This is a genomic window from Paenibacillus sp. FSL R5-0766 (genome assembly GCF_037971845.1).
In the GTDB taxonomy this organism is placed as follows: domain Bacteria; phylum Bacillota; class Bacilli; order Paenibacillales; family Paenibacillaceae; genus Paenibacillus.
Genome location: NZ_CP150227.1, coordinates 6,687,230 through 6,710,508, shown reverse-complemented (window position 1 = coordinate 6,710,508; position 23,279 = coordinate 6,687,230). Strand labels below are relative to the sequence as shown.

The 23,279-nt window shown below is 46.6% G+C and carries 23 protein-coding genes; 12 read left to right on the top strand and 11 right to left on the bottom strand.

Going from position 1 to position 23,279, the window contains the following annotated elements:
* Positions 1–84 precede the first annotated feature (84 nt).
* The 3 genes from MKY66_RS29000 to MKY66_RS28990 all read left to right on the top strand — a co-directional run bounded on the left by MKY66_RS29000 (position 85) and on the right by MKY66_RS28990 (position 2,535).
* Positions 85–762: a response regulator transcription factor gene (locus MKY66_RS29000; protein ID WP_076214007.1), complete on the top strand. Its 678-nt coding sequence runs from the start codon at positions 85–87 to the stop codon at positions 760–762.
* Positions 762–2,111, top strand: coding sequence for a HAMP domain-containing sensor histidine kinase (locus MKY66_RS28995; RefSeq protein ID WP_076213925.1), 1,350 nt, complete (start codon positions 762–764; stop codon positions 2,109–2,111). The genes MKY66_RS29000 and MKY66_RS28995 overlap by 1 nt, the downstream gene beginning before the upstream one ends.
* A 169-nt stretch (positions 2,112–2,280) precedes the next feature.
* On the top strand, positions 2,281–2,535 hold the full coding sequence (locus tag MKY66_RS28990) for a hypothetical protein (RefSeq protein ID WP_047841084.1): 255 nt from the start codon (positions 2,281–2,283) through the stop codon (positions 2,533–2,535).
* Between the two features lie 460 nt (positions 2,536–2,995).
* On the opposite strand, the gene MKY66_RS28985 is transcribed toward MKY66_RS28990, so the two are convergent.
* Positions 2,996–3,763 carry an SDR family oxidoreductase gene (locus MKY66_RS28985; protein ID WP_017691632.1) on the bottom strand — a complete coding sequence of 256 codons (768 nt, stop codon included), beginning with the start codon at positions 3,761–3,763 and terminating at the stop codon, positions 2,996–2,998.
* Positions 3,764–3,958: 195 nt separating this feature from the next.
* Here MKY66_RS28985 and MKY66_RS28980 point away from each other — a divergent pair, with 195 nt between their 5' ends.
* Complete coding sequence (locus tag MKY66_RS28980) at positions 3,959–4,597, top strand: TetR family transcriptional regulator (RefSeq protein WP_036612163.1); 639 nt, start codon at positions 3,959–3,961, stop codon at positions 4,595–4,597.
* 233 nt (positions 4,598–4,830) lie between these two features.
* Here MKY66_RS28980 and cobA read toward each other — a convergent pair whose 3' ends face one another.
* Genes cobA through nirB form a run of 4 tightly spaced genes read right to left on the bottom strand, consistent with a single transcriptional unit; the run spans position 4,831 to position 9,292 of the window.
* Positions 4,831–5,601 (bottom strand): uroporphyrinogen-III C-methyltransferase, encoded by a 771-nt coding sequence (gene cobA, locus MKY66_RS28975; protein WP_076213931.1) that lies wholly within the window; start codon positions 5,599–5,601, stop codon positions 4,831–4,833.
* Complete coding sequence (locus MKY66_RS28970; protein WP_076213933.1) at positions 5,598–6,479, bottom strand: formate/nitrite transporter family protein; 882 nt, start codon at positions 6,477–6,479, stop codon at positions 5,598–5,600. Before MKY66_RS28970 ends, cobA begins: the two co-directional genes overlap by 4 nt.
* A gap of 37 nt (positions 6,480–6,516) precedes the next feature.
* Entirely contained in the window at positions 6,517–6,834 is a 318-nt protein-coding gene (gene nirD / locus MKY66_RS28965; RefSeq protein WP_076213936.1) for a nitrite reductase small subunit NirD, read from the bottom strand.
* A gap of 16 nt (positions 6,835–6,850) precedes the next feature.
* Positions 6,851–9,292: a nitrite reductase large subunit NirB gene (gene nirB / locus MKY66_RS28960; RefSeq protein WP_076213939.1), complete on the bottom strand. Its 2,442-nt coding sequence runs from the start codon at positions 9,290–9,292 to the stop codon at positions 6,851–6,853.
* A 590-nt stretch (positions 9,293–9,882) separates the two neighbouring features.
* On the opposite strand from nirB, the gene MKY66_RS28955 reads away from it, so the two are divergent.
* Together MKY66_RS28955 and MKY66_RS28950 are read left to right on the top strand one after the other, a co-directional pair.
* On the top strand, positions 9,883–10,476 hold the full coding sequence (locus MKY66_RS28955; RefSeq protein WP_076213941.1) for an ANTAR domain-containing protein: 594 nt from the start codon (positions 9,883–9,885) through the stop codon (positions 10,474–10,476).
* Positions 10,477–10,494: 18 nt separating this feature from the next.
* Positions 10,495–11,571, top strand: a complete 1,077-nt coding sequence (locus MKY66_RS28950; protein ID WP_076213944.1) for an anthranilate phosphoribosyltransferase — start codon at positions 10,495–10,497, stop codon at positions 11,569–11,571.
* A gap of 41 nt (positions 11,572–11,612) precedes the next feature.
* Here MKY66_RS28950 and MKY66_RS28945 read toward each other — a convergent pair whose 3' ends face one another.
* Positions 11,613–12,125: an acyl-CoA thioesterase gene (locus MKY66_RS28945; RefSeq protein WP_026081401.1), complete on the bottom strand. Its 513-nt coding sequence runs from the start codon at positions 12,123–12,125 to the stop codon at positions 11,613–11,615.
* 135 nt (positions 12,126–12,260) lie between these two features.
* Positions 12,261–12,884 carry a GPR1/FUN34/YaaH family transporter gene (locus MKY66_RS28940; protein WP_036671640.1) on the bottom strand — a complete coding sequence of 208 codons (624 nt, stop codon included), beginning with the start codon at positions 12,882–12,884 and terminating at the stop codon, positions 12,261–12,263.
* A gap of 436 nt (positions 12,885–13,320) precedes the next feature.
* Between MKY66_RS28940 and MKY66_RS28935 the strand changes: the two genes are divergently transcribed.
* Positions 13,321–13,497: an aspartyl-phosphate phosphatase Spo0E family protein gene (locus tag MKY66_RS28935; protein ID WP_017691636.1), complete on the top strand. Its 177-nt coding sequence runs from the start codon at positions 13,321–13,323 to the stop codon at positions 13,495–13,497.
* A 173-nt stretch (positions 13,498–13,670) separates the two neighbouring features.
* Here the strand turns inward: MKY66_RS28935 and MKY66_RS28930 are convergent, their stop codons facing one another.
* Entirely contained in the window at positions 13,671–14,600 is a 930-nt protein-coding gene (locus MKY66_RS28930) for a response regulator (RefSeq protein WP_076213946.1), read from the bottom strand.
* 327 nt (positions 14,601–14,927) lie between these two features.
* Between MKY66_RS28930 and MKY66_RS28925 the strand changes: the two genes are divergently transcribed.
* Positions 14,928–16,364, top strand: a complete 1,437-nt coding sequence (locus MKY66_RS28925) for an alanine/glycine:cation symporter family protein (RefSeq protein ID WP_076213949.1) — start codon at positions 14,928–14,930, stop codon at positions 16,362–16,364.
* Between the two features lie 95 nt (positions 16,365–16,459).
* Here the strand turns inward: MKY66_RS28925 and MKY66_RS28920 are convergent, their stop codons facing one another.
* Positions 16,460–17,299: a methyl-accepting chemotaxis protein gene (locus tag MKY66_RS28920; RefSeq protein WP_076213952.1), complete on the bottom strand. Its 840-nt coding sequence runs from the start codon at positions 17,297–17,299 to the stop codon at positions 16,460–16,462.
* 283 nt (positions 17,300–17,582) lie between these two features.
* Between MKY66_RS28920 and MKY66_RS28915 the strand changes: the two genes are divergently transcribed.
* Positions 17,583–18,275: a cyclic nucleotide-binding domain-containing protein gene (locus MKY66_RS28915; RefSeq protein ID WP_076213954.1), complete on the top strand. Its 693-nt coding sequence runs from the start codon at positions 17,583–17,585 to the stop codon at positions 18,273–18,275.
* Positions 18,276–18,411: 136 nt separating this feature from the next.
* On the opposite strand, the gene pepT is transcribed toward MKY66_RS28915, so the two are convergent.
* A complete protein-coding gene (pepT, locus tag MKY66_RS28910) occupies positions 18,412–19,650 on the bottom strand; it encodes a peptidase T (RefSeq protein WP_076213957.1) in 1,239 nt (412 codons plus the stop codon).
* A gap of 488 nt (positions 19,651–20,138) precedes the next feature.
* Here pepT and MKY66_RS28905 point away from each other — a divergent pair, with 488 nt between their 5' ends.
* Positions 20,139–20,330: a 2-hydroxymuconate tautomerase family protein gene (locus MKY66_RS28905; RefSeq protein ID WP_017691642.1), complete on the top strand. Its 192-nt coding sequence runs from the start codon at positions 20,139–20,141 to the stop codon at positions 20,328–20,330.
* Between the two features lie 48 nt (positions 20,331–20,378).
* Positions 20,379–21,413, top strand: coding sequence for an NADH:flavin oxidoreductase/NADH oxidase (locus tag MKY66_RS28900; RefSeq protein ID WP_076213962.1), 1,035 nt, complete (start codon positions 20,379–20,381; stop codon positions 21,411–21,413).
* A gap of 316 nt (positions 21,414–21,729) precedes the next feature.
* Here MKY66_RS28900 and MKY66_RS28895 read toward each other — a convergent pair whose 3' ends face one another.
* Entirely contained in the window at positions 21,730–22,497 is a 768-nt protein-coding gene (locus MKY66_RS28895) for a class I SAM-dependent methyltransferase (RefSeq protein WP_076213964.1), read from the bottom strand.
* A 227-nt stretch (positions 22,498–22,724) separates the two neighbouring features.
* Here MKY66_RS28895 and MKY66_RS28890 point away from each other — a divergent pair, with 227 nt between their 5' ends.
* Positions 22,725–23,153, top strand: coding sequence for an SRPBCC domain-containing protein (locus tag MKY66_RS28890; protein ID WP_076213967.1), 429 nt, complete (start codon positions 22,725–22,727; stop codon positions 23,151–23,153).
* Positions 23,154–23,279: the final 126 nt, after the last annotated feature.

Here is a 23,279-nt window from a genome sequence, read left to right as displayed (position 1 = left end):
TGATTCAAGGTTTAATTGATAGAATAGGTGATACCATAAAGGGTTCATGAAGACGAATAATTCAAGCAGAGGAATGAATAGATGATGAGAATATTAATTGCGGAAGATGAGGTTCATTTGGCAGAGGCTGTATCGCAGATTTTGAAAAAAAACAACTACTCCGTGGACATGGTCCACGACGGCAGATCAGGACTCGATTATGCGCAGAGCGGTATATACGACCTGTTACTACTCGACATCATGATGCCGGAGATGGACGGGATCACCGTCATGAAGAAACTCCGCAGTGAAGGGAATCATACGCCTGTCATTCTGCTCACTGCCAAGGGTGAACTATCAGATAAAGTCACAGGGCTCGATTATGGTGCCGATGATTATATCGCCAAGCCTTTTGCCACAGAGGAATTGCTGGCCCGGATTCGAGCAGCCTTACGGCGGAAAGGCGAAGTGGTTCCCGAGGATGGGCTGAAGTTTGGCGACATTGAGCTGAATACAACCCAATTGAAGCTGAGTGTTCAGGGTAAGGAGATTAAGCTGAATCTGAAGGAGAATGAACTGCTGGAGCTGTTAATTGCCCGTAAACAGGCGATTACCTCCAAAGAGCAGATTATTGAGAAGTTATGGGGATTCGATTCGGAAGTGGAGTATAACAATGTGGAGGTATATATATCTTTTTTACGCAAAAAATTAACCTTCCTGAACTCTGCTGTTCGCATTAACACAATTCGGGGTGTGGGGTATGTACTTGAGGTGACGTCCTGATGTTCAAGAAACTCCGAAATCGATTCCTGATCGTGAATCTGGTGTCCATATCTATTATGATGCTGGTGGCATTTGCGACGATCTATACAATTACGTATCAGAATGTGCAACGTGAGACAAATATGGAGTTGTACAAGGTGTCTGATTTCTATCATAGTCCTTATAATTCATCCAAAATGCCGCGCGGGGAAGGGCAGGGTTCCGGTACAGGTGGTAATACAGGCTCAGGTTCAAGTTCCGGTTCAGATTCGTTTCCCTCCAATGGCATGGGTGGTGATAATGGAGGTCCGGGAGGTGATCCCAACTCACCTCCGGCACGTTCCGTTTCGTTCATGATTAAGACGGATGATCAGTGGAAGATTACGGATACACATTCCCGATTTGATATGGATGATACGTTCTACACCGAGGCGTTGCAAAAGGTTGACCAGAATAAAGTTGGTGATTCGGAACGGCAGACTGGACAATTTGCACTGGATGGAACGAACTGGGCCTATGTAGTTGATCCGAGCGGTGATGGTCATATGATCGTATTCATTGATGTGACGGCACAACAGGGCATTCTGACCAATCTGATCTATACATTTGCTGTTGTTGGATTAATCATGTTGATTGGGATTTACTTCCTGAGCCGTTATTTTGCGAATCGCTCCATTGCACCGGTTAGAGAAGCATTTGAGAAACAAAAACAATTCATCGGTGATGCTTCACATGAGTTGAAGACCCCTCTGGCGATCATCAATACCAATGCCGACGTGCTGCTTGCAAATCAGGAGGATACCATAGCGAATCAGGCGAAGTGGCTTCACTATATCAAATCGGAAACCGAACGCATGACCGGACTTACGAATGATCTGCTTTATCTGACACAGATGGACGACTCACGCTCGACGATGATTCATGCGAAGTTTAATATGAGCGATGCGGTAGAGAGTATTATTTTGCCAATGGAAGCCGTTATATTTGAGAAAAACATCTCCCTTGACTACAACATTGAGCCGAATCTTACGGTTCATGGGAACAGTGAGCAGATCAAACAGGTCATTCTGATCCTGCTCGATAATGCGGTGAAGTATTCCGGTCCAAAAGGCGCCGTAAACGTCACCCTTCAGAAACAGAATAATGATGTCATGCTGGCCGTGTCCAATACAGGTGAAGGCATTGCACCCGAACATCTGGATCGGATCTTTGATCGATTCTATCGTACGGATTCGTCAAGAGCACGCAAACATGGTGGGCATGGTCTGGGGCTGGCGATTGCTCGTTCCATTGTGGATCAGCACAAAGGAGAGTTGTACGCTCGAAGTGTGGTCGGAGAAGGCGCTACATTTTACGTGCGGTTGTCGTAGGGTCGGAGAGATGCGCTCCTTTGCTCCCGCTCTATAATCGTTGGTCAGCATAAAGTCAGGCATAAGTTCTGCCTGTATTGGGTTAACCTATGCTACAATGGCAACAGTATGTATGAATCAAGGAGATGAACTGAACGTGGCAGAAGCAAACGCAATTAATGAACAAGAAATGATGCAGTATATTGCAGATAAAACGAAGGCAAGCCAGGCGAATATTGCTCTTGTGCTGAAGCATGAGCAAGCGTACATCAACAAGGCGCATGAGAATTCCAAAGGCAATGATGTGGATATTGACGGTGATGATCTGGCTGACTACATCCTTAGTCGCAAAGATGTGAAGCTGGATGAGTTGACCGTGGAAAGCATACTGGATGCGGAGATGGACTACTTGATGGACAAGGGTCACGCGGGGTACGTCGATTAAGTTAAGTGTAGGCAAAATCTAACGAATCTCACACGCGCTATTCGGGTATTTCTCGCTCGTTTGAGAATGTAACGAATCTGAGACGCGTTATTCTCTGGATTTCAGGACTTTTCGGTGCAATGGCAGCGTTTCTGCGGAATTAGCGTGTCTGAGATTCTTTAGTTTGGGAAATAAGCGATTTTAGCCGAAATAAGGTGTCCTAGGTTCATTAGAGTATGACAGAGTGCAACGAGGGATTAAATGGCTGTTCCAAAAGTGAAATCTCACAGATGCAGCCTTCTGCATGGCAAGTGTTGTACTGTCAAAAAGACCTCAACTCCACAATACTGTGGTGTTGAGGCCTTTTTTAGATTGTAGCGACCAGGCATCCCTCCGGGAATACCTGTCGGTATAACTTTGCTAAGGATGGACTTGAAGTTCTATCGACCCAATCTTTATCAATCCTACCGTTTGCAGCTTCTTATTGACCCATCATGCCGCCATCTACAGTGTAGAGGGAAGCTGTTACATAGGATGCTTCTTCGGACAACAGGAAGTTCATCACAGCAGCAACTTCTTCCGGTTCACCGTAACGGCCCATTGGAATGCTGGACACGGTTGCTGATTGATAATCTTCCACGTTACCGGAATTTGCTTCGATCTGGCGCATCATACGTGTGTTGATTGTGCCTGGCAATACAGCGTTAACCCGAATATTATAAGGTGCCAGTTCATTTGCAGCGGTACGCGTGAGACCAACTACGGCATGTTTGGACATAATATATGGAGATACAGCAGGTGCACCCATCAGACCCGCGAGGGAAGAGGTATTGAGAATCGCACCGGATTTTTGTTTTTTCATCACTGGAATGACATTTTGCAGACCCAGGAATACCCCACGAATGTTGACGTTATATACCGTATCCAGTGCTTCAACACTCAGGTCTTCAATCAGCCCTGTAGGACCTTCAATTCCGGCATTGTTGGCAAAATAATCGATTCGGCCAAAAGCATCCAATGCTTTTTGCACATAGTTTTTCACGTCTGCTTCCTGGGATACGTTCGCTTTTACGGCGATGACGTGCTCTTTGTCGAGGTTCAGATCAGTAATTGTCTGTTGAATAGCTTCTTCATTCAGGTCGACCAGAACCAAGTTGATTTTGCGCTCAGCAAGGCGACGTGCCAATTCTTTACCAATGCCTCCGGCTGCTCCTGTAATAACGGCTGTATGTGTATAAGATGTACTCATGAACTATTCGCTCCTTATTCATTATTGGCAGGTATTTCTCAAAAAAATTTTCAACCTGTCGTCTATCTTTCCTGTCTCAATGTTAAGATATACATAGCAATGTGACAATAATCATTGACATCGCATATGTCAGCTATCGGACAGAGGTGTAAGCGGTGTTCATTTATATTACAATAATGAACAAAGGAGGCGAAAATGTTGATCATTGAACATCCTCAGGACCGGAGAGCACGAAGAACACAGGATGCGATCATCGCTGCGGCGGTTTCTTTGATATTGGAGAAGGGAGCAGATGCTTTAACCATTCGGGACATTACGGAGCGGGCGGATTACAACCGTGGAACCTTCTATTTACATTTTCCCGGCAAACCGGAGTTGTTGCAGTTCATTCTGGATGATTTCATGCAGGGAGTGGGTCGAGCTTATGCAGAACCATACGCACAGCTCAAAGAAGTGGACATGACTGCATTGCTGCCATCCACGATGCCTGTATTCGAATATATTGAAGCCCATCAGGATATCTTTCGTGCATTAATAACAATGCATTCAGATATGAGCTCCCGGCTGTGCAATATGTTTAGAACGTATCTAACCGAAGATTTTGTATTGGTGACCGAGGATAGTGAGTGGACGATTAATTACGACATCATGTTAAGTTATCTGGTATCTGCTACGGTAGGCGTGATCATGCATTGGGCAGAGATTGGATTCAAGTATTCAGCGCATTATATGGGAGAGCAGCTTACGGCGCTGATTAACATCAAACCGACCCGTCTGCTGATTGAACCAGGGCAGAAGGGCCGGACTATTCATGAGCGTATGCTATTGGATTAAAGGTCGAATGGGAGTTTTGTTCTATATCAATTGAACTAAAGAATATTTACACTGCACACTTCGATGACAGAACAACCTTCCGATCGCTGTTATCCCCAGATTTTTTTGATTCCTTTTATAAAGGGTAAATCCGGGGATAAAGGCGAACGCTCCGCTTCTTCAGGTCCTTTCTGTCCTCTCCGTTTTGTGTAAATGTTTAGTTCAATTGATATAGATGAAGGAATCCAATTCGATTATCCGGTCATGGAGGCGTTCGCGGCCTGTTGCATCTGAAGCAGTTGTTCGCGGATCAGGACGGACTCGCCGATCATGATTAATGCCGGATTATTCACTTGATGCGACTTGGCGAGGGAATGGAGTTCGGCAAGTGTGCCGGTAATAATCCGTTCCTCCGAGGTGGTTCCCCGTTCGATTAAAGCCGCAGGGGTGTGTCCACTTTTGCCATGGTGAAGCAATTCATGTTGAATCTGGGGCAGTTGGCTAATGCCCATGTAGATGACCAGTGTATCCACACTATGGGCGAGCAGATCCCAGCGGACCGAAGATACACTTCCATCACTGCCGGTTCCGGTGACACATGCGAAGGATGAAGCAATCCCGCGATGAGTTAACGGAATAAGGGATGAAGCGGATGTACCTACAGCCGAAGTGATGCCAGGAATGATCTCAAATGCAATCCCTGCTTCCGCCAGCACAAGCGCTTCTTCACCACCACGGCCAAAGATGAACGGATCGCCACCCTTGAGTCTTACGACTTGTTTGCCTTCCGCCGCATGTGCAGCAAGCATCCGTCCAATCATCTCCTGACTCATGGAATGAAGGCCTGGGGCCTTGCCGCAGTAGATGCGGAGTGCTCCTTCACGAGCTTCGGCGAGCAATTGATCATTCACAAGCCGATCATACATAATGACATCTGCAGACTGAATACGTTTCAGGGCTTTTACTGTAATCAGATCCGGATCTCCAGGACCAGCGCCAACAATACTAACCAGGCCCCGGCTCATGATCGTGTCCCCAATTTCGGTGCAGCATCGGAACTTGCCAATCCTGAACGACCACCCTGAATGGTTGCCAGTTTGGTCGATAGCTTCACCGGATTTCCCCAGTGGTGTGCAGCATATAGACCGAGTCCAGTAAATACGGCTCCGCCTATGAGATTGCCAACCAATACCGGAATCTGATTCCACAGCCACCAGTCAGCGATACTGACCTGTGCCCCGAGCATCATGCCTGCTGGAATGACGAACATATTTACCACAGCGTGCTCAAATCCCTGAGCGAAAAATATGGTAATGGGCAGCCACATCGCTACGATTTTACCCAGAGTAGAAGTGGATGTCATCGCCATCACTGCCCCGAGTGTGACCATCCAGTTACATAGAATGGCCTTGATGATCACCAGTACAATGCCTGCTCCACCCAAGTGCTGATACCCCAGTGTCTTGGCTTCACTGGTCTGGATCAGCGTTTGAATTAGAGGGTTGCTCATATCCGTACCCATCTTGGTAATGGTCAGGCCGTATAAGAGAGCATAGAATGCACATCCGATTAGATGTCCTGTGATCACCCCAAAATAATTTCGGAGCATCTCCATCCATGTAATTTTACGTTTCATCACTGCGAGTGGAAGCACCGCAAAGTTTCCTGTCACCAATTCAAGACCCAGCAGAATAATAATGGCGAATCCAGCCGGGAATATCAGTGCACCTGCCAAACCAACGGAAGTTTGAGATACAGCGGTATATGCCAATGTGGTTGCAAAGGCAAGGATAGCCCCCGCCAGAAAGCCGCGGATCAGCATCTGTACCCGGTTCATTCTGGCCTTGCTTTCACCAGCTTCGACCATCGATTGCAGCACTTCTGCAGGTTTAACAAAATCCATAGCGCACGCCTCCTTGATGTCAGGGTATCTCTAGCATTTAGCCCGCAATCGTGATGTAAATTTCTCCGCTGTTGCCGTCTACTTCTGTTTTGTAGGTATTCAAGCAGCCTTCATCCGGCTCGTGTACCTTACCGTTACGCAGATCAATCTTCCAGTCATGTAAAGGACAATGAACGGTTGTCCCGCATACCATGCCTTCCGACAGCTTGCCGCCCTTGTGAGGGCAGCGATTCTCGACGGCGTGCAGACTTCCGTCGCTCAGTTTGAAGACGGCAATTTCGGTGTCCTGTATCAGGAATGTCCGTGCTCCCTTTTCATCAATATCCGCAAGGTGTCCAATCCGGAATTTGTTCATCGCTGTTCCTCCTCTTCTAGTGGGTTACCGGCTCGGCACCGGACAGTGGGGTGAAGTTTTTACGCAATTTCTCATCTTCAATGATTTCTTTCCAAGGATCAACCGTGTGACCCAGTGTAACTTCCAGACGTTCAACCAGAGCGAGACGTACATCCCGATCCGCCAATGCTTCCTTCACATGATCCAGACCAACCCGTTCAATCCATGCCGCTGTTCTCTCATTCCATTTTGCGTTCTCTCTATAATATTGCAGGTAAGAGTAAGTCCACTCTTCCACTTCCGCATCGGTCTTTACCGTACAGAGCAACTCGGCTGCACGAACTTTAACTCCGGCGTTACCACCAACGTGAATCTCCCAAGCGCCATCAATGGCGACAACACCCAGATCCTTGATGGTCGCTTCAGCACAGTTCCGCGGACATCCAGAGACAGCGAGTTTTACTTTGGCTGGAGCCACCATCTTGTCGAGTTTTTTCTCCAGACGAATACCCATCTCAATGGAATCCTGTGTGCCGAATCGGCAGAACGTATTACCTACACAAGTCTTCACCGTACGCAGCGCCTTGCCATAACCGAAACCGGAAGGCATATCAAGCTCTTCCCAGATCTTCGGCAGGTTCTCCTTCTGAACACCGAGCAGATCGAGTCGTTGTCCACCCGTGAATTTCACCAAAGGCACATCGTATTTCTCTGCAACAGTCGCAATTTTGATCAATTCCGCTGGAGAAGTAACACCACCATAGATCCGTGGAATAACGGAGTAGGTACCGTCCTTCTGGATGTTGGCATGATAGCGTTCATTGGTGAATTTGGATACACGCTCGTCTGTGTATTCAGCCGGCCAGATCATACCGAGATAATAGTTTAGGGAAGGACGGCACTTGGAGCAACCTTCCGGTTCATTCCAACCGAGAACATTCATGACTTCCTTGACGCTTTTGAGTCCCATCTCCTTGATCTGTGCAACAATCTCATCCCGATCATAGGATGTACAGCCACAGATGCCTTCTTTGGTCTGTTCACCTACATTATCACCGGCATAATATGTGAGCAGGTTTTCGATAATAGGTTTGCACCCACCGCAAGAAGCGGAAGCTTTGGTACAGGATTTGATTGCACCGAGTGTATTACAGCCTTTATTCAGAACGGCGTCTCCAATGGAAGCTTTGGTCACACCGTTACAACCACAGACGATCTCGTCATCCGGCATACTCGCCATTCGTTCTGCGACAGATGGACCCGAGCCTGAACCACCGGAAGGTACACCGAGCAAAATTTCTTTCTCCCGACCACTGATGTTCTCACCACTCTTAATGAGGGAAAACAGCGATGCGCCATCCGTGGTATCCCCGAACAATACAGCTCCGATCAGCTGTCCGTCTTTGATCACCATCTTTTTGTACACACCATCGACGTCATCCTGAATACGAATGCTGCGAGTGTCCGCAGCGTCTTTGAATTGTCCGGCAGAGAATACGTCCACACCGGATACTTTCAGCTTGGTAGAAGTGACTGAACCTTCATATCCCTCGGTTGCAGCGCCAGCCAGGCGTTTTGCGAGCACCATACCTTGTTCATATAATGGAGCAACCAGTCCGTAGGCAATACCGCGATGTTCTGCACATTCGCCAACGGCAGAGATGCCAGGGATGCTGGTATGCATATAATCATCTACAATGACTCCACGATTTACATCGAGGCCGGTATTGCGAGCCAGTTCAATCTGCGGACGAATCCCGACAGCCATGACAACCAGATCCGCTTCAAGTACCGTTTGATCAGTAAAACGAATGGCTTTTACTCGTTGTTTGCCTGTGATTTCTTCGGTATGTTTGTTCAAAAGGAACTTCATGCCCTGTTCTTCAAGCTCCCGCTGGAGCATCAGACCTGCAGGGAGATCCAGATTCCGGTCCATCAAATGACCGTTAATATGGATGACTGTGACGTCCATGCCCAGATTGAGCAGCCCCCGCGCTGCTTCCAGTCCTAGCAATCCACCTCCAATGACGGCAGCTTTGCGATACTTTTGTGATGCTGCCATCATGGTCTCGCAGTCTTTAATATCGCGGAAACCGATCACGCCTTCCTTGTTAGCTCCGGGAAGAGGGAGGATGAACGCTTGTGAACCGGTTGCCATAATCAGCTCATCATAGGCTGCGCGTACACCATTTTGAGATACAACTTCCTTGTGCTTGGTATCGATCTGAACGACCGGGTCACCCGGGTACACCCGAATGCCGTTATCTTCGTACCAGCTCCACTCATTGATTACGATATCTTCGATGGATGTTCCGCCAGCCAGTACGGAAGATAACATGATCCGGTTGTAGTTGGGATGCGGCTCTGCGCCGAAGACTGTAATTTCATAAGCGTGTGGAGCAAGCTTAAGGATATGTTCGATTGTGCGGATTCCCGCCATGCCATTGCCGACCAGCACCAGTTTTTTCGTTGTACTCATTATGATTAGCCCCCTTAGGTCCATTCTGCAAACTGCCTCAAAACCTTGTCTCTAAAATCGAAAAAGCCTGTTATGCCTCGGAGGACTGCGCATATACATACGCATCCCTTGCTCCGAGATTGCAAAACAGGCTTCATTGCCGTTTCAACCAGCTACGCCGTTGTAACTGTGATCGATTCAAATATGGAGTTGTTATGGCTTAACTATAAAAGATCGATCTATTCATGTCAATATAGTTAACATAAAAAAGTATTTGAAATTTAAAGTTAATTATGTTTACATGAGTTTATTGGAATATCGAATGGACGACGAAGTTTTACGAGTATATCTTCTTAGTTTGAAGGATTTTAGATAACGTTAGCACGCTGGATACGATAAATACTGTAGAAAAGGTGCCATGTATAGTGTTTCACCCTTTTTTATTGCAACATGATGAGGCATGAAAAGATCATTCTAATGTTAAAAATAAGACGCATAATCGTCACTACTTAATTTTTGTTAGGTAATGTAACATGTTTATTGCTTTCATGTATTAACGTCTTAAATGATGTGGACTCTGATTATAGCAATAGGGGAGGGATTGATCCATCATGCGATCTTTATTGGTCATCCGTGTTCAACCAACGATAGCTACCTCATCCGATGCAATCCCTCTGACACCGGAGAGGCTGCTGGGAGCAAACGGGTACCATGTACAGGTGGCGGGTAGTGAAGCGGAAGCGGTGAAGCTAGCTCGTGCGGCCGAAGCGTCCATTTTGCATCTGTCGCTGGATGATGTGGAGTACTGGGTGAACTGCCTGGGAAAGGGGAAGTCGGATTCACCGCTGCTTTGGTGGTGCGCGCCAGATACAGCCTCTTCCTCCGCAGAGTCCTGCGAGGTCGAAATCTCATTTGATGGAATACTTACGCCATCCATGACTGGGCCCGAGATTCACTGGACTCTTCACTTTGCAGCCCGACGTTACATGGAACGCAAACAGTGGGAGCAGGAACGGAAGCAATTGCAATCCAGGCTGGAGGATCGGAAGTGGATTGATATGGCGAAGGCTATCCTTAGTGATCTGAAGCAGATTTCAGAGGCCGAAGCCTATGACCTGTTACGCAAGAAAGCGATGGATGAACGCAAACGGATGGTCGATGTAGCTACAGCAATTGTGAAGGCCCATCAACTGCTCCAGTCTTAATTGGAAGGAGGATTCTCCATGGATATGTCTCAGATACTCCGAGAGGTCGGACGTGGGAAACGAGGCTCGCGTGATCTGAATTATACAGAAGCACTGACCGTTGCAGAGAAAATCCTGAAACAGGAGGTTTCCCCTGCCCAGACGGCTGCGTTTCTAATGGCTGAACGTATGAAAATGGAAAACGTCGAGGAACTGGAAGCTTTTGTTCATGCTTGTCGTAACAGTGCGGAACGTTTCTCCATATTTCAGGATGGATTGGACTGTGCGGGTCCTTATGATGGACGGACAAAGTCGTTCATGGCCACGTTTCCGGTTGCGTTTGTACTCGCGGCGGCCGGGTTGCCGGTGACTTTGCACGGGAGTGATCCTTTACCACCCAAGTGGGGCGTCACGTTGTCCGTGCTTTTGAAGGAAGTGGGAATTGATACACACAAGATGGATCGGGAAGATGCCCGGAGCGCTGCATTGCGTTCGGGTGTCATGTACGTGTCCTCCGAGGATTGGTGCGCACCTCTTCGCAAGCTTCGTCCGTTACGGGAAGAGTTGGGTTTTCGAACTGTGTTTAACACAGCAGAGAAACTGATTGATTATAACCATTCACCGTATTTGGTGTTTGGTGTGTTTCATAATACCTTTCTGGATCGGATTGCGAAGTTGCTCACCCGGTTTAACTATCGTCGTGCTTATGTTGTACAGGGGATGGAAGGTTCAGAGGATCTGTATATTGATCGCCCAACCCGCGTATACGCCGTGGAAGACAGCGATATGAAGTTGGAATTGGTTGATCCAGCAGCCTATGAACTGGATATGCCCGTGCCGGAACTGGTCTGGACGGCTGCGAAGCAGCTTGAAGTGGCGGAAAGTGTGTTAAGCGGTGATGGTCATATTGCTTTTGTGAATCAGGTCTTGTTAAATGGAGGTTTCCGCTTGTACGCGGCGGGGCGTGTCAATTCCATCGAAGAGGGCATATACACTTGTCAGGGATTGCTGGAGAGTGGTGCAGCGTATCGCATCTATCAGCAGTGGTGTGTCTCCATGGGTGGTGAACTGCCGGATAACAGAGCGGTGTCCATCTATCCGGCATCGACCAGATAATGTAATGCTGGTGTTCAATCTTGTTATTGTTTAGCGTGTTTTTATTCCCAAGGATAAGTAACGGTCAGGAAGTCAGCGAATTTCTTGCTCTCTTCCCGCCGTTGTTTCCGCATGGCCGCCCGATCCGGAGCGGTCTCGTATAGTTTCTTCTCTTCTTCCGTCTCCGGGATAATGCGGGGTACGATCAGTTTGCGATTATTTTCGTCCAGGGCCACAAAGGTCAGAAATGCAGTCGCCGCAATTTTCTTCTCTCCGGTCTTCAGATCCTCTCGAATCACTTTCACAAAAATCTCCATGGAACTTCGTCCTGTCCAGGACGCGAACGATTCAAGTGTAACCGAATCCGTTGGATTAATCGGGTACAGGAAATCGACAGAGTCGGTTGAAGCCGTTACAGTATTGACCCGGCATAGCTTGGAAGCGGCAATGGATGCAATATCATCGATGTAGGACATCAGCTTGCCGCCGAATAACGTATTATGATTGTTGACATCGGTTGGGAATACCCGTGCCGTCTTGAAACAACGTGTTTCGCGTACATATTTTTTCTCCACCTGATCCATCTCCGTGGGTTTCGGTATCTCTCTCATGCTTTTTCCTCCTTACAGTATGGCTGCTGTGACTTGAAATTGGACTGCATAAAAAACCGCCAGGCGCGGACCGGCGCGCTGGCGGTTTACTGCTGTATATTAAGCCTTGGGCTTGAAAATGCCGGACGGTTTGCCGATCGGCAAGAACGCATAACCGAAGTGAGCGTTCAGTACCGAAGCACCTGTACCATACAGGGACACAATTCCGATCGCCAGTTCAGCGTATGCTGCAATGGTGTGGAAAATGTGAGGAGCTACGCCGAAAGCGTCAAAGGTCAAGCCAAGGAACAGGAAGTCAATGAGAATGAAGATGATAAGCAATACTTTATTCGCTTCGATAGCACCAATCGTCATGAACAGGGTGAATACGAGGTATCCGGCAAAAGCAAATCCGAGCTGCTTGCCATCGGCCTGTTCAGCAAGCGTTGAGCCAAATACGCCCATTTTGATCATCCAGTTGGCAGCCATAGCAAACCAGAAGAATGCGTACGCGCCAAAAGCCGTTGTGCCAAAGGTATTGTTGCGTTTGGAATCTTGAATACATGCGAATAGCTGGGCAAAGGCACCCAGGAAGATCGCCCAAGGAATAGCGTAGCTAAGTCCTTCTGTAATGCCAAGCTTTTGGGAAGAAGCGACCAGGGTTACGATAGCCAACCCAAATAATCCCATTGCGCTGGGATCGGCGTTAACAATTTTGACTTTAGTCTGTGAATCGGTCTGCATGGTGATGATTAAGCCTCCAATAATATCAAATCAGGATCAATGGCCGTCGTTGGCCGTCCTCTAAATTACATCATTTGTATCCGCCGGGTCCGGACACACACATCGCCCTATTGTACCTGAATGACCCCGTTATGGAAAGGGATTTTATTACCTTTTGAACCAATGTACTTTTTGTTTTTTCAATATACACATTTACGACACAATCCATTCTGGCGGTGAATGGTGAGGCCAGACGCTAGAATCCAACCCACGATAATACCACTAAAATTGCGTCATATCAGCCATTTTCGGATAAGCTCTTGTGTGATAAAATAATCTTTATCAAAATTTGGAGAAGAATACAAAACATCCTTGTCTCCTATGCCATATGTTAATCCAACTATAGATTGACAGGAAAAACTAAAATGGTTCACAGAATAAGGAGGTATCAGGGGTCATGGTTATGAGTTTGGATTTGAAAAATAAAATAGAGAAGGCCAGACATAACCTTCATATGCTGGTAGAGCATAACAAGGGTGGTCTTGGGCATCCCGATGTGATTCGGCAGTCTATGGCATTGGACGAATTGATTAATGAGTATAACCGAATTAGCCGAAACCATTCACGGGCCTGAACCCAAAGCGATTTTAATTTTATACACGGAACAAATCACATAGATTGTAACGCTTGATCGTACAGACGGGCATGAATATAGCCGAAATGGATATCCTCATTTGAAGAGGCGGTATCCTACCGGCGTAATATTCATGCCCGTTTGTTTTAGCATCGTATCCATCATGCATCTGTTTAATGCAGTAATCGTTTGGCTTCCAAATATAGGACCTGTACGAACTTTTTTGTATTAATGCGTGTTTGGGACAAGGAAGGCTCCACATTGTTTTGCAGCTCCAGCATTTTCTTGCGAATTTCAGTGAAATCGAAAAATTTGGATGCATAGTTCTCGAACTTGGGATGTGTATAGTCTGTTAATCCCAGAGAAACCACATGGCTCAGAGTCTGGAAGATGGCCCTGCGAACACGTTGTTCCGATGCCTTGATCTCCTTGTTCACCTCTGCGAGAGAGGCGTCTTCTCCCAGTTTACGTATCGCTACATTCTGGAAGATGTCTTTGAGGGATGGGAACGTATAGGGGGACAGCTTATGCTCATCTGTCTCTACCTGCTCCAGATATTCCAGCATGTCCAGCAGATCTCTGCTGCCTGCTTCGCCGATCATGCCCATCTCGGACAGCAGGAAATGTCCTGCAGTCGTAATTGTTTTGTCCGGAACAGGAGCCGCAGCACGTTCGATAGAATTCAAACCGGACAATCCCTGCAATGTCCGCTGAATATCTGCGATGGATTGCTGCATCCGAAGCCTTTCGTTCACCAGCCGCAGAACAGATAGAATCTCTAACCGGTTAATCGGCTTCGTAATATAATATTCAATGCCTAGTGAATAGGCTTCTCCGATCATATTTTTCGACTCGATCTGGGAGATCATGACGATCTTGCCCTCGAACCTTCCTTCAAGCGCCCGCACAGTCTGGATCCCGTCTCGTTGTGGCATCAGCAGATCAATCAGCAGGATATCCACCTTATGCATTTCCAACACTTCCGCGTGAATATGTGCTCCGTCCTCAGCTTCCCCGGCAATATCGCCAAGGCCTTCATCCTCAATAATATCCATCAACATGGAACGAACGCCAGGATCATCATCCACGATAAAATAACGCATGTCAGTCATTCCCTTTCTCTGCGAATGGTGTGATTGATAAATCTATGGTAAAGGTGGTTAACTCCGCCATGAACTCTCGTTCCAGTGTAATCGTTCCTTTCCTTCTTGCATAGAACCTGATATGTCAGGTTAAATGACAATGATTGGGCGACAAAGCCCATTTTTAAAATAAATGTAGGAATTGCATGTAGGTATTTGTCGATTTCCGTAGATGCCCTTGTAGTATAAGTAACATCCTGAAGTCTGGGGCTAGTGTTGTGCAGAATGGTACAAACTTTTCACGTGACCATCTCTGTGTTTGAAATACACCATAAAAGGGGCATACCGATGGAGCAAACAATACAAGATATTGTCGTCATTTTCAATGATTTTCTATGGTCCAAAGTGTTAATTATACTATTGGTAGTATGTGGTATATATTTCACCACCAAGACCCGATTCATGCAATTCCGCATGATTGGAGACATGGTGAAGGTGCTTCTAGAGCGGAAAAGCAAGGAACCAGGCAAAATTTCACCTTTTCAGGCATTCTGTATTAGTATGGCGGCCCGTGTGGGTACGGGGAATATTACCGGTATTGCACTGGCTATCGCACTGGGTGGACCTGGGGCTATATTCTGGATGTGGATCATTGCAATTATCGGGTCAGCCTCCAGTTTTGTGGAGAGTACGTTGGCTCAGATCTATAAAGTGAAGGATAAGGGCGGATTCCGCGGGGGTCCGGCATATTATATGGAACGTGGGTTGGGCAAACGCTGGATGGGGATTTTATTTGCCATTCTCATCACGCTTTCATTCGGTTTGGTTTTCAATGCGGTGCAGTCTAACACGATTACCGTTGCATTTGAGAACTCATTTGGCACGGATCGGTTAACGGTGGGTATCATTATGGCTGTGATATTTGCAGGAATTATCATGGGCGGTGTCAAGCGGATTGCAAAAGCATCGGAATACATCGTTGTTGTACTGGCCGTATTGTACATTGGGGTGGCGGCTTTTGTGGTGCTGGCGAACATAACCCAGCTTCCGGCCATGATTGCGTTGATTGTCAAAAATGCCTTCGGCATCGAACAGGTTGCTGGCGGAACGTTGGGCGCTGCACTGATGAACGGTGTGAAACGCGGATTGTTCTCGAATGAGGCGGGAATGGGTAGTGCCCCAAATGCTGCTGCAACGGCGGATACAACACATCCGGTGAAACAGGGACTTATTCAGGCGTTTGGCGTGCTGACAGATACGTTAGTGATATGTACAAGTACAGCCATGATTATTTTGCTATCCGGGGTATACAAAGGTTCCGATCTGGGTGGCATTGAATTAACTCAGGCTGCTTTAAGTGTACATATTGGTTCATGGGCATCGGGATTCCTGGCGGTAATGGTGTTCCTGTTTGCCTTCAGTACACTAATCGGAAATTATTACTATGGAGAAACCAACATTGAGTTTATCAAATCCAACAAAGTTTGGCTGTGGGTATACCGCATTTGCGTTATCGCGATGGTGGTGTTTGGTGCGGTAGCCAAAGTGCAGCTGGTATGGGATTTGGCTGATCTGTTCATGGGGCTCATGGTGGTGGTGAACCTGATTGCAATTCTGATGCTGTCCAAGGTGACTTTCGAAGCGTTGAAGGACTACAAGAAACAAAAGGCTGAAGGACGTGATCCCGTCTTTACGCGGGACCGGATTCATATTCCGGGTGAAGTGGAATGCTGGCAGTCGGAAGAAGAAGTTATTGGAGATAAATCAAAACATGTAGCCAATTAAGATTTTATCTGAAGTAGTTGGTTATATAAAATGGGCACAACAAACAACAGGACTTGGATTATCCATCATGGGCAACCCGAGTCCTGTTTGTTGCATTACTTTTTAACCGAATAGCTGATCAGTTGTTCGGACAGAACTTTCATTCGCTCCCCTGTTTCATTAAGCTGCTCAATCACATCCGTAAAGGAGGATACAAGCGTTGCTTGTTCCTGTGAAGAGGCTGCAATCTGGGAGACTTCAACTTCCATCTGTTTGATGACCTGTTGTACATCTCTCAGACTGGTATCGATATCACTTGTAGCTTGTTTGGCATCCACAGAGAGTTTGCGTACTTCGGAAGCAACCACACCGAAACCAGCACCAGCTTCACCAACACGAGCGGCTTCAATAGCTGCATTCAGGCCAAGCAAGTTGGTTTGCTCAGAGATTTCACGAATGAACCCGGCTACTTTGTTGATTTGGGAAGAGTTCTGAACAGCAAGTCTTGTGTTCTGCAAGATCTGCTCACTGGTTGCTTGCAATTCTTCGGCATGAGCAGCGACATGCTGCACCATATCAACGAGGTTACCATTGATGGTTTGATTTTCTTGTATAATATCCTCAAGTTGGTTCTGGTTAGATTGGTCGTAAGATACACAGAAAACAGCAACAACTTTCTGGTGATCATCAAAGATCGGAATGTTCAAAATATCCAGTTCGATACCATAAACGTCCTTGGAGAGAGTAGCGAGGGTAGCTTCTCTTCCGTTTTTTAAGATGGAAAAGTTTTGATACGACTCCAAGAGTGGCATTCCTTTTTCAAAACCAAGGTCAAACTTGTCAGTGGTAATAACCTCTAACACCTTTTCGTGATCATATACAGTTAAACTAGCTGGTTCTCTAAGGATCAGGCTGATATAAGGCATTACTTTAAGCAGGGCATCTACAACGTTCATGGAAGAGGACCATCCTTTCAATATTTGAATGTATTATTTTTAACGATCTATGGAATGCTCTATCTTTCATCGGACGGAAATGGCTATTCGTGAACGGCATTTTGCATGAAAGAATGAACATTTTATGATTAAATTTTAAAATATTTCCCATTTGAAATGATTTACTGGATATAAGTGTTAGCTGTAACTATTTTTATATCAAGATATTTGTACGAATGTACATCAATTATGGGACATATGTCCTTTTGCATGCGTTATATTCGACAACGGAGGGGAAGTCGGAATGAAAGAAATTATGGACTTTGGACTTGTGCGGCAACTCGCCCGTGAGAATGGGTTGGATCAGGTGCTGGACGAGCCTGCGCTCGCTGAGTTGCGACTACTTGAGGCTGCAAAGGGCGAGATGATATGTGCCAAAGGTGAACGACCTGAGCGGTTATATTTTCTCGTGCAGGGCAAGCTCAAGATCTATACCACCCTGCCTAACGGCAAGTCTCTGTTACTTCGTTTCAGTACACCCCTTGCGCTTGTGGGAGATTTGGAACTGGTAAATGGCAAGGAGGCTATGAATACGGTAGAGTCTGTGAGCAAAAGCCTGCTGCTGGGTATCAGCTATCGCGCTCTCCAGAATACGTATGCAGAGAACCCTAAGTTTCTCCACTTTATGCTGAGTCAAGTTACGCACAAATTGTATACCTTTTCCAACCTGTCGAGTCTGAATATGTTATATCCGGTCGAGAGCCGATTTGCCAGCTATCTGTTGTCCACCATGGGCCAGGACGAGTCTTCTTCGGAAGAGATCCAGACCTCCAAGCTCACCGAACTGGCCGATATGCTGGGCACCAGCTATAGACATCTTAATAGAGTTGTTCAAGATCTGTGTAATCGAGATATTATTCGCAAAGTGCAGCGGAAGCTAGTGATCTGTGATCTGGAACAGTTGCGTGTCATCGCAGGAGGCAATATATATGAGTGATGGGATTTTAAAATAAAGACCAAGCCTGCATATCTAAGCGACATAACGCGACACAATAAAATACAATACGGCACAACAAAGAGCACCCTCCCGAATATACCAAGGGGTGCTCTTTTTGCTCTGCACTTCAAGTGGATTAGATATCTCCGTGTTGTTCGAACAATTGAGCGATCTCTACAATGACACGGGTTGCTTTCACCATATTGTCTACCGATACATACTCGAATTTGCCGTGGTAGTTCTCACCACCAGTGAAGATATTTGGTGTTGGCATGCCCATATAGGATAGCTGGGAACCGTCTGTTCCTCCCCGGATGGGGCGAATAACAGGTTCGATGTCCAGTCGGGTCATGGCTTCATGGGCAATGTCGACGATCTGGCGTACGGGTTCAATTTTCTCACGCATGTTATAGTACTGGTCATTCAATTCAACTGTGATGCTTTTCTCTCCATACTTGGTCTTCAGTTCGTTTGCGATATGGAGCAGATTTGTTTTGCGCTCTTCAAACTTCTCCCGGTCGAAATCACGGATGATGTAGCTCATTTTCGTCAGCTCAACGTCACCCTCCAGAGACAACAGATGATAGAAACCATCATAACCGTCTGTGAATTCAGGAGCTTCCTCCACAGGCAGGCGTCGATTCAATTCCATTGCAATTTTCAGAGAGTTCACCATCTTATCCTTCGCTGTTCCGGGATGCACATTGGTGCCTCGTACGGTAATTTTGGCGGCAGCTGCGTTAAAGCTCTCGTATTCCAGCTCACCAAGCGGTCCGCCATCAACTGTGTACGCATATTTGGCTCCAAAAGCAGCTACATCGAACTTGTGCGGTCCACGGCCAATCTCTTCATCCGGGGTAAAAGCAACCCGAATCTTACCGTGTTTCACTTCCGGGTGTTCAATCAGATAGGCCATCGCCGTCATGATCTCGGCAATGCCTGCCTTATTATCTGCACCAAGCAACGTTGTACCATCGGTTGTGATCAGGGTGTGGCCTTTATACTCGTGTAGTTCCGGGAAATCCTTGTTGGACAGTACGACATCCAGTTCCGAGTTCAGCACAATGTCAGCACCATCATAGTTATCGATAACCTGTGGTTTGACATTTTTGCCAGTAAAGTCGGTCGCTGTATCGAGGTGAGCCAGGAAACCAATTACAGGAACATCCTTGTCGGTATTGGATGGCAATGTAGCCATGACATAACCGTTCTCATCCATCGTCACATCTTGCAGACCAATGGAAGTACACTCTTCAACGAGCAGTTTGCCCAAGGCCAGTTGGCCGGGTGTGGAAGGGCATGTCTCGCTATTTTCATCGGATTGGGTATCCATCTGAACATAAGTACTCAGTCTTTGAATTAAAATATCTTTCATCTATTATCGCTCCCTAGCTTGAGTAGTATATAAGTTGAGCTACTTGTTTTACACTGATCCACTCCGATGACAGAATAACCTTCTGATCGCTGTTATCCCCAGATTTTTTGATCCACTTTTACAAAGGTGAAAATCTGAGGATAGCATATGCTTTCGATGCAGCTTTCTTTCAGAAAACTTTTAGGCGAAGTGTATGCTTTCGAAGTAGCTTTCTTTCAGAAAGCTTTTAGCTCCGCTTCTACAGGTTATTTCTGCCCTCTCCGTTATCGTGTAACCGTTAGTCACAACTTATGTAAAATGGGTATAGTAATTATTGTGGTCCTCTACGGTTATCATATCATGTTTTGCAGTCATTTCCAGAATGGGGCAGATCCGAAATATGAGGATTTCTAGGTATCAAAAAGGGTACTAGGTCACAAAAATGTACGTACTTGTATTTCTATAACTGAGGTTCATAATAAATGATGAAGAAAGGATGAGTTCTAGACATGCCATTTATCACGGTTAAGGTACTGGAAGGCAAGTCGGTTGAGCAGAAACGTCAGTTGATTGAACGTATGACTCAGGTGGCTTGTGAGACACTGGATGTTGATCCGAGTAAAGTCTTTATCTTCATTGAGGATTTGGAGAAGGACAATTACGGCAAGAACGGAAAACTGTTTTCGGACTTAGACAAATAAGTAAGGCTTCATATATATCATGATCATGGAACAGGAGATGTAACATCAATGACTGAACAATTATTTTCCCCTTATCAATTCAAGAGTCTGCAATTAAATAACCGTGTCGTCATGGCACCGATGTGCCAATATTCCGTGACGGCGAAGGACGGCATTCCGAACGATTGGCATCAGGTTCACTATGTGAGCCGTGCGGTTGGAGGAACAGGACTGATTGTAATTGAGATGACCGATGTAGATCCGGATGGACGTATTACCGATAATGACTTGGGTATATGGTCAGATGAGCATGTGCCTGCCTTCACCAAACTTGTAGACGGAATCCATGCCTACGGCTCCAAAGTAGCTATTCAGATCGCACATGCGGGACGAAAAGCAGAGGATGCTCCGCAGCCGGTTGCCCCATCGGTAGTTACATTCCCGGGAGAAAAGTACAAGGAGCCTCGTGCGTTAAGTACGGAAGAGGTAGAAGCCATGGTGCAGAAGTTCGCAGACGGTGTTCGCCGCGCAGTACAGGCTGGAGTAGATACCATTGAGCTGCACGGTGCACATGGATACCTGATCCACCAGTTCCATTCCCCGCTGATGAACCATCGTGAGGATGTATATGGGCAGGATCTGTCCCGTTTTGGCGTAGAAGTCATTCGGGCAGTGAAAAAAGAAATGCCAGCAGATATGCCACTGATTTTGCGGATTTCGGCCGTAGAATACGCGGATGGTGGATACGATATCGACCACACCATCAATATCGCTCGTGCCTACCAAGATGCAGGCGTGGACATGTTCCATATCAGTTCAGGTGGAGAAGGTCCTGCGGGACAGCGGAAACCGGGGAACTATCCGGGGTATCAGGTACCATTTGCCCGTCGCTTCCGTGAAGAACTGAACGTTCCTGTAATCGCAGTGGGTATGCTGGAGGATGCAGCATTGGCTCAGGCGGTGATTGGCAACGGCGATGCGGATCTGGTCGCGGTTGGTAGAGGTATGCTGCGTGATCCGTACTGGGCGAACCATGCCGCTCTGGAACTGGGTGTCAGTAAGGAGCAAGCCGCCATTGCGGAGCAATATTCTCGTGGATACTAATTTGCTCTAAATTGTATTTACACTTGCCACTCCGATGACAGAATAACTTTTCGATCGCTGTTATCCCCAGATTTTTTGATTCACTTTTTCAAAGGTGAAAATCTGAGGATAAAGGCGAAGCGTATGCTTTCGATGTAGCTTTCTTGCAGAAAGCTTGTAGCTTCACTTCTTCAAGTTATTTCTGTCCTCTTCGTTTTCGTGTAAATGTTAGTGCAAATTTTATATAGTAAAAAAGGCCACAGCATGGGTTAAACCTTATGCTGTGGCCTTATCTGTATAATGAGAAGCATCAGCATATCCATCCAATTACGGATGGCTACGCTCTTCGAGTTGCTTCATAGACGAATTTTTGATTCGACTGCGTGGGTGGTTGGTCCGGGTTAAAGTCGGCGTACACTTTAATGTCAGAGAAACCAATGTGTTCGAGAATTAGGCGTAACTCTTCTATGCCGTACCAACGTAGGGTAAGTTGTTGCAGCTCCGTAGCAACAAGAGCACCCTGACGCCATTGTTCGTAGCGAATCAGACTTACTTTATATTGGTGCAGAAGGTTCACTTCAATGGTTTTCACTTCTACAGTAATCGTATCACCATCGGGTAATGAAACGGTTGATGTTTCTACGGAAGAGGGTTGTGTCACATCGGGCAGAAACAGATCAAACACGAGCTTGCCGCCAGGTTCTAAATGCTGAAATAGATTACGTAATACGTTAATCGACGCCTGTCTGTCTTGGATGAGGAGCAGAGAACCACCGGGAATGATAATTGCCTCGTATCGATATGGAAGATCAAGCTTCTCCAGATCGGCAACGAACAGCTCAGGCATGGGTAATGCCCGCTCCATACAACGAGAACGGCATGAATTGATCATATCCATTGAATAATCAATTCCATCCACCTTCAAGCCTGCTTCAAGCAAAGGAATGAGCACTCGGCCTGATCCCGACATGGCTTCAAGGATACGTCCTTTGCAGCGCTGAAGATAATGGCGATAGAATTCAATGTCTCCTCCCAAGGAGTGTCCCACAGGTTTCGTAAGATCATAAACGGCGGTGCATAATGGACCGTAATAACTGAATGACATAGTATAGGTGTCCCCCACATGTAAATGAATTAAATTGCAAACGTGAAAGGGAACTCGTTAAGATTATCCCTTCCGGCAACGGTTGGAAATGGATTTTTCAGAGCAGACTATCATAGGATTCACGCACCTTTTATGGAATATGTTCCAATTATAGGGTGGGGATAAAGCGGAGGTCAACTTCTATTCGGGTAGTCATACGAAATGAAATGTATAAGGAGGTGATTCGAATGGATTCATCATCAAATTCATCAAGCGCACTGCCAGATATCCGGCAGGAACTGGTACTTCATGCACCTGTAGAGAAGGTGTGGGAAATGGTCTCGACCGAGCAGGGACTGAAAACCTGGTTCATGCCAGGCAATCTGGAACCCGTGGAAGGTCACGAGTTTATATTGGAAGCAGGCCCCTTCGGCCAATCACCATGTCAGGTGACGGAAGTTCATCCGCTGCACAAGCTGTCATTCCGCTGGGGTAAGGACTGGACGTTGACGTTCCAACTGAATGAACAGCCCGAAGGTACGGATTTCACACTGATTCACAGCGGTTGGGATGCGGATAAACTGACCGAGTTTGGACAGGCCCACGCTATCGTACGCGAACGTATGGAACAGGGATGGGCCGGAATCGTTCAGAAGCTTGCCCAAGTTGTTAAATAAATCTTCATTCAATCAACCCCAGGCCATTTCGCCCGTTCATTCCGGTGAAATTCGGCCTGGGGTTCCTTGGTGTACCAAGAGCTGGCGGAAACAGATAGAAATCCTTCAAATTATAACGAATTTGAC

Excerpts from the sequence above, each read along its gene's own strand:
- MKY66_RS28935 (WP_017691636.1), top strand. The coding sequence starts at position 13,321 with ATGGTTATGAGTTTGGATTTGAAAAATAAAATAGAGAAGGCCAGACAT.
- pepT (WP_076213957.1), bottom strand. The coding sequence starts at position 19,650 with ATGAAAGATATTTTAATTCAAAGACTGAGTACTTATGTTCAGATGGAT.
- MKY66_RS28905 (WP_017691642.1), top strand. The coding sequence starts at position 20,139 with ATGCCATTTATCACGGTTAAGGTACTGGAAGGCAAGTCGGTTGAGCAG.
- MKY66_RS28930 (WP_076213946.1), bottom strand. The coding sequence starts at position 14,600 with ATGCGTTATTTTATCGTGGATGATGATCCTGGCGTTCGTTCCATGTTG.
- nirB (WP_076213939.1), bottom strand. The coding sequence starts at position 9,292 with ATGAGTACAACGAAAAAACTGGTGCTGGTCGGCAATGGCATGGCGGGA.
- MKY66_RS28900 (WP_076213962.1), top strand. The coding sequence starts at position 20,379 with ATGACTGAACAATTATTTTCCCCTTATCAATTCAAGAGTCTGCAATTA.
- cobA (WP_076213931.1), bottom strand. The coding sequence starts at position 5,601 with ATGAGCCGGGGCCTGGTTAGTATTGTTGGCGCTGGTCCTGGAGATCCG.
- MKY66_RS28890 (WP_076213967.1), top strand. The coding sequence starts at position 22,725 with ATGGATTCATCATCAAATTCATCAAGCGCACTGCCAGATATCCGGCAG.
- MKY66_RS28955 (WP_076213941.1), top strand. The coding sequence starts at position 9,883 with ATGCGATCTTTATTGGTCATCCGTGTTCAACCAACGATAGCTACCTCA.
- nirD (WP_076213936.1), bottom strand. The coding sequence starts at position 6,834 with ATGAACAAATTCCGGATTGGACACCTTGCGGATATTGATGAAAAGGGA.
- MKY66_RS28995 (WP_076213925.1), top strand. The coding sequence starts at position 762 with ATGTTCAAGAAACTCCGAAATCGATTCCTGATCGTGAATCTGGTGTCC.
- MKY66_RS28915 (WP_076213954.1), top strand. The coding sequence starts at position 17,583 with ATGAAAGAAATTATGGACTTTGGACTTGTGCGGCAACTCGCCCGTGAG.
- MKY66_RS28895 (WP_076213964.1), bottom strand. The coding sequence starts at position 22,497 with ATGTCATTCAGTTATTACGGTCCATTATGCACCGCCGTTTATGATCTT.
- MKY66_RS28920 (WP_076213952.1), bottom strand. The coding sequence starts at position 17,299 with ATGAACGTTGTAGATGCCCTGCTTAAAGTAATGCCTTATATCAGCCTG.
- MKY66_RS28950 (WP_076213944.1), top strand. The coding sequence starts at position 10,495 with ATGGATATGTCTCAGATACTCCGAGAGGTCGGACGTGGGAAACGAGGC.
- MKY66_RS28940 (WP_036671640.1), bottom strand. The coding sequence starts at position 12,884 with ATGCAGACCGATTCACAGACTAAAGTCAAAATTGTTAACGCCGATCCC.
- MKY66_RS28990 (WP_047841084.1), top strand. The coding sequence starts at position 2,281 with ATGATGCAGTATATTGCAGATAAAACGAAGGCAAGCCAGGCGAATATT.
- MKY66_RS28985 (WP_017691632.1), bottom strand. The coding sequence starts at position 3,763 with ATGAGTACATCTTATACACATACAGCCGTTATTACAGGAGCAGCCGGA.
- MKY66_RS28970 (WP_076213933.1), bottom strand. The coding sequence starts at position 6,479 with ATGGATTTTGTTAAACCTGCAGAAGTGCTGCAATCGATGGTCGAAGCT.
- MKY66_RS28925 (WP_076213949.1), top strand. The coding sequence starts at position 14,928 with ATGGAGCAAACAATACAAGATATTGTCGTCATTTTCAATGATTTTCTA.
- MKY66_RS28980 (WP_036612163.1), top strand. The coding sequence starts at position 3,959 with ATGTTGATCATTGAACATCCTCAGGACCGGAGAGCACGAAGAACACAG.
- MKY66_RS29000 (WP_076214007.1), top strand. The coding sequence starts at position 85 with ATGAGAATATTAATTGCGGAAGATGAGGTTCATTTGGCAGAGGCTGTA.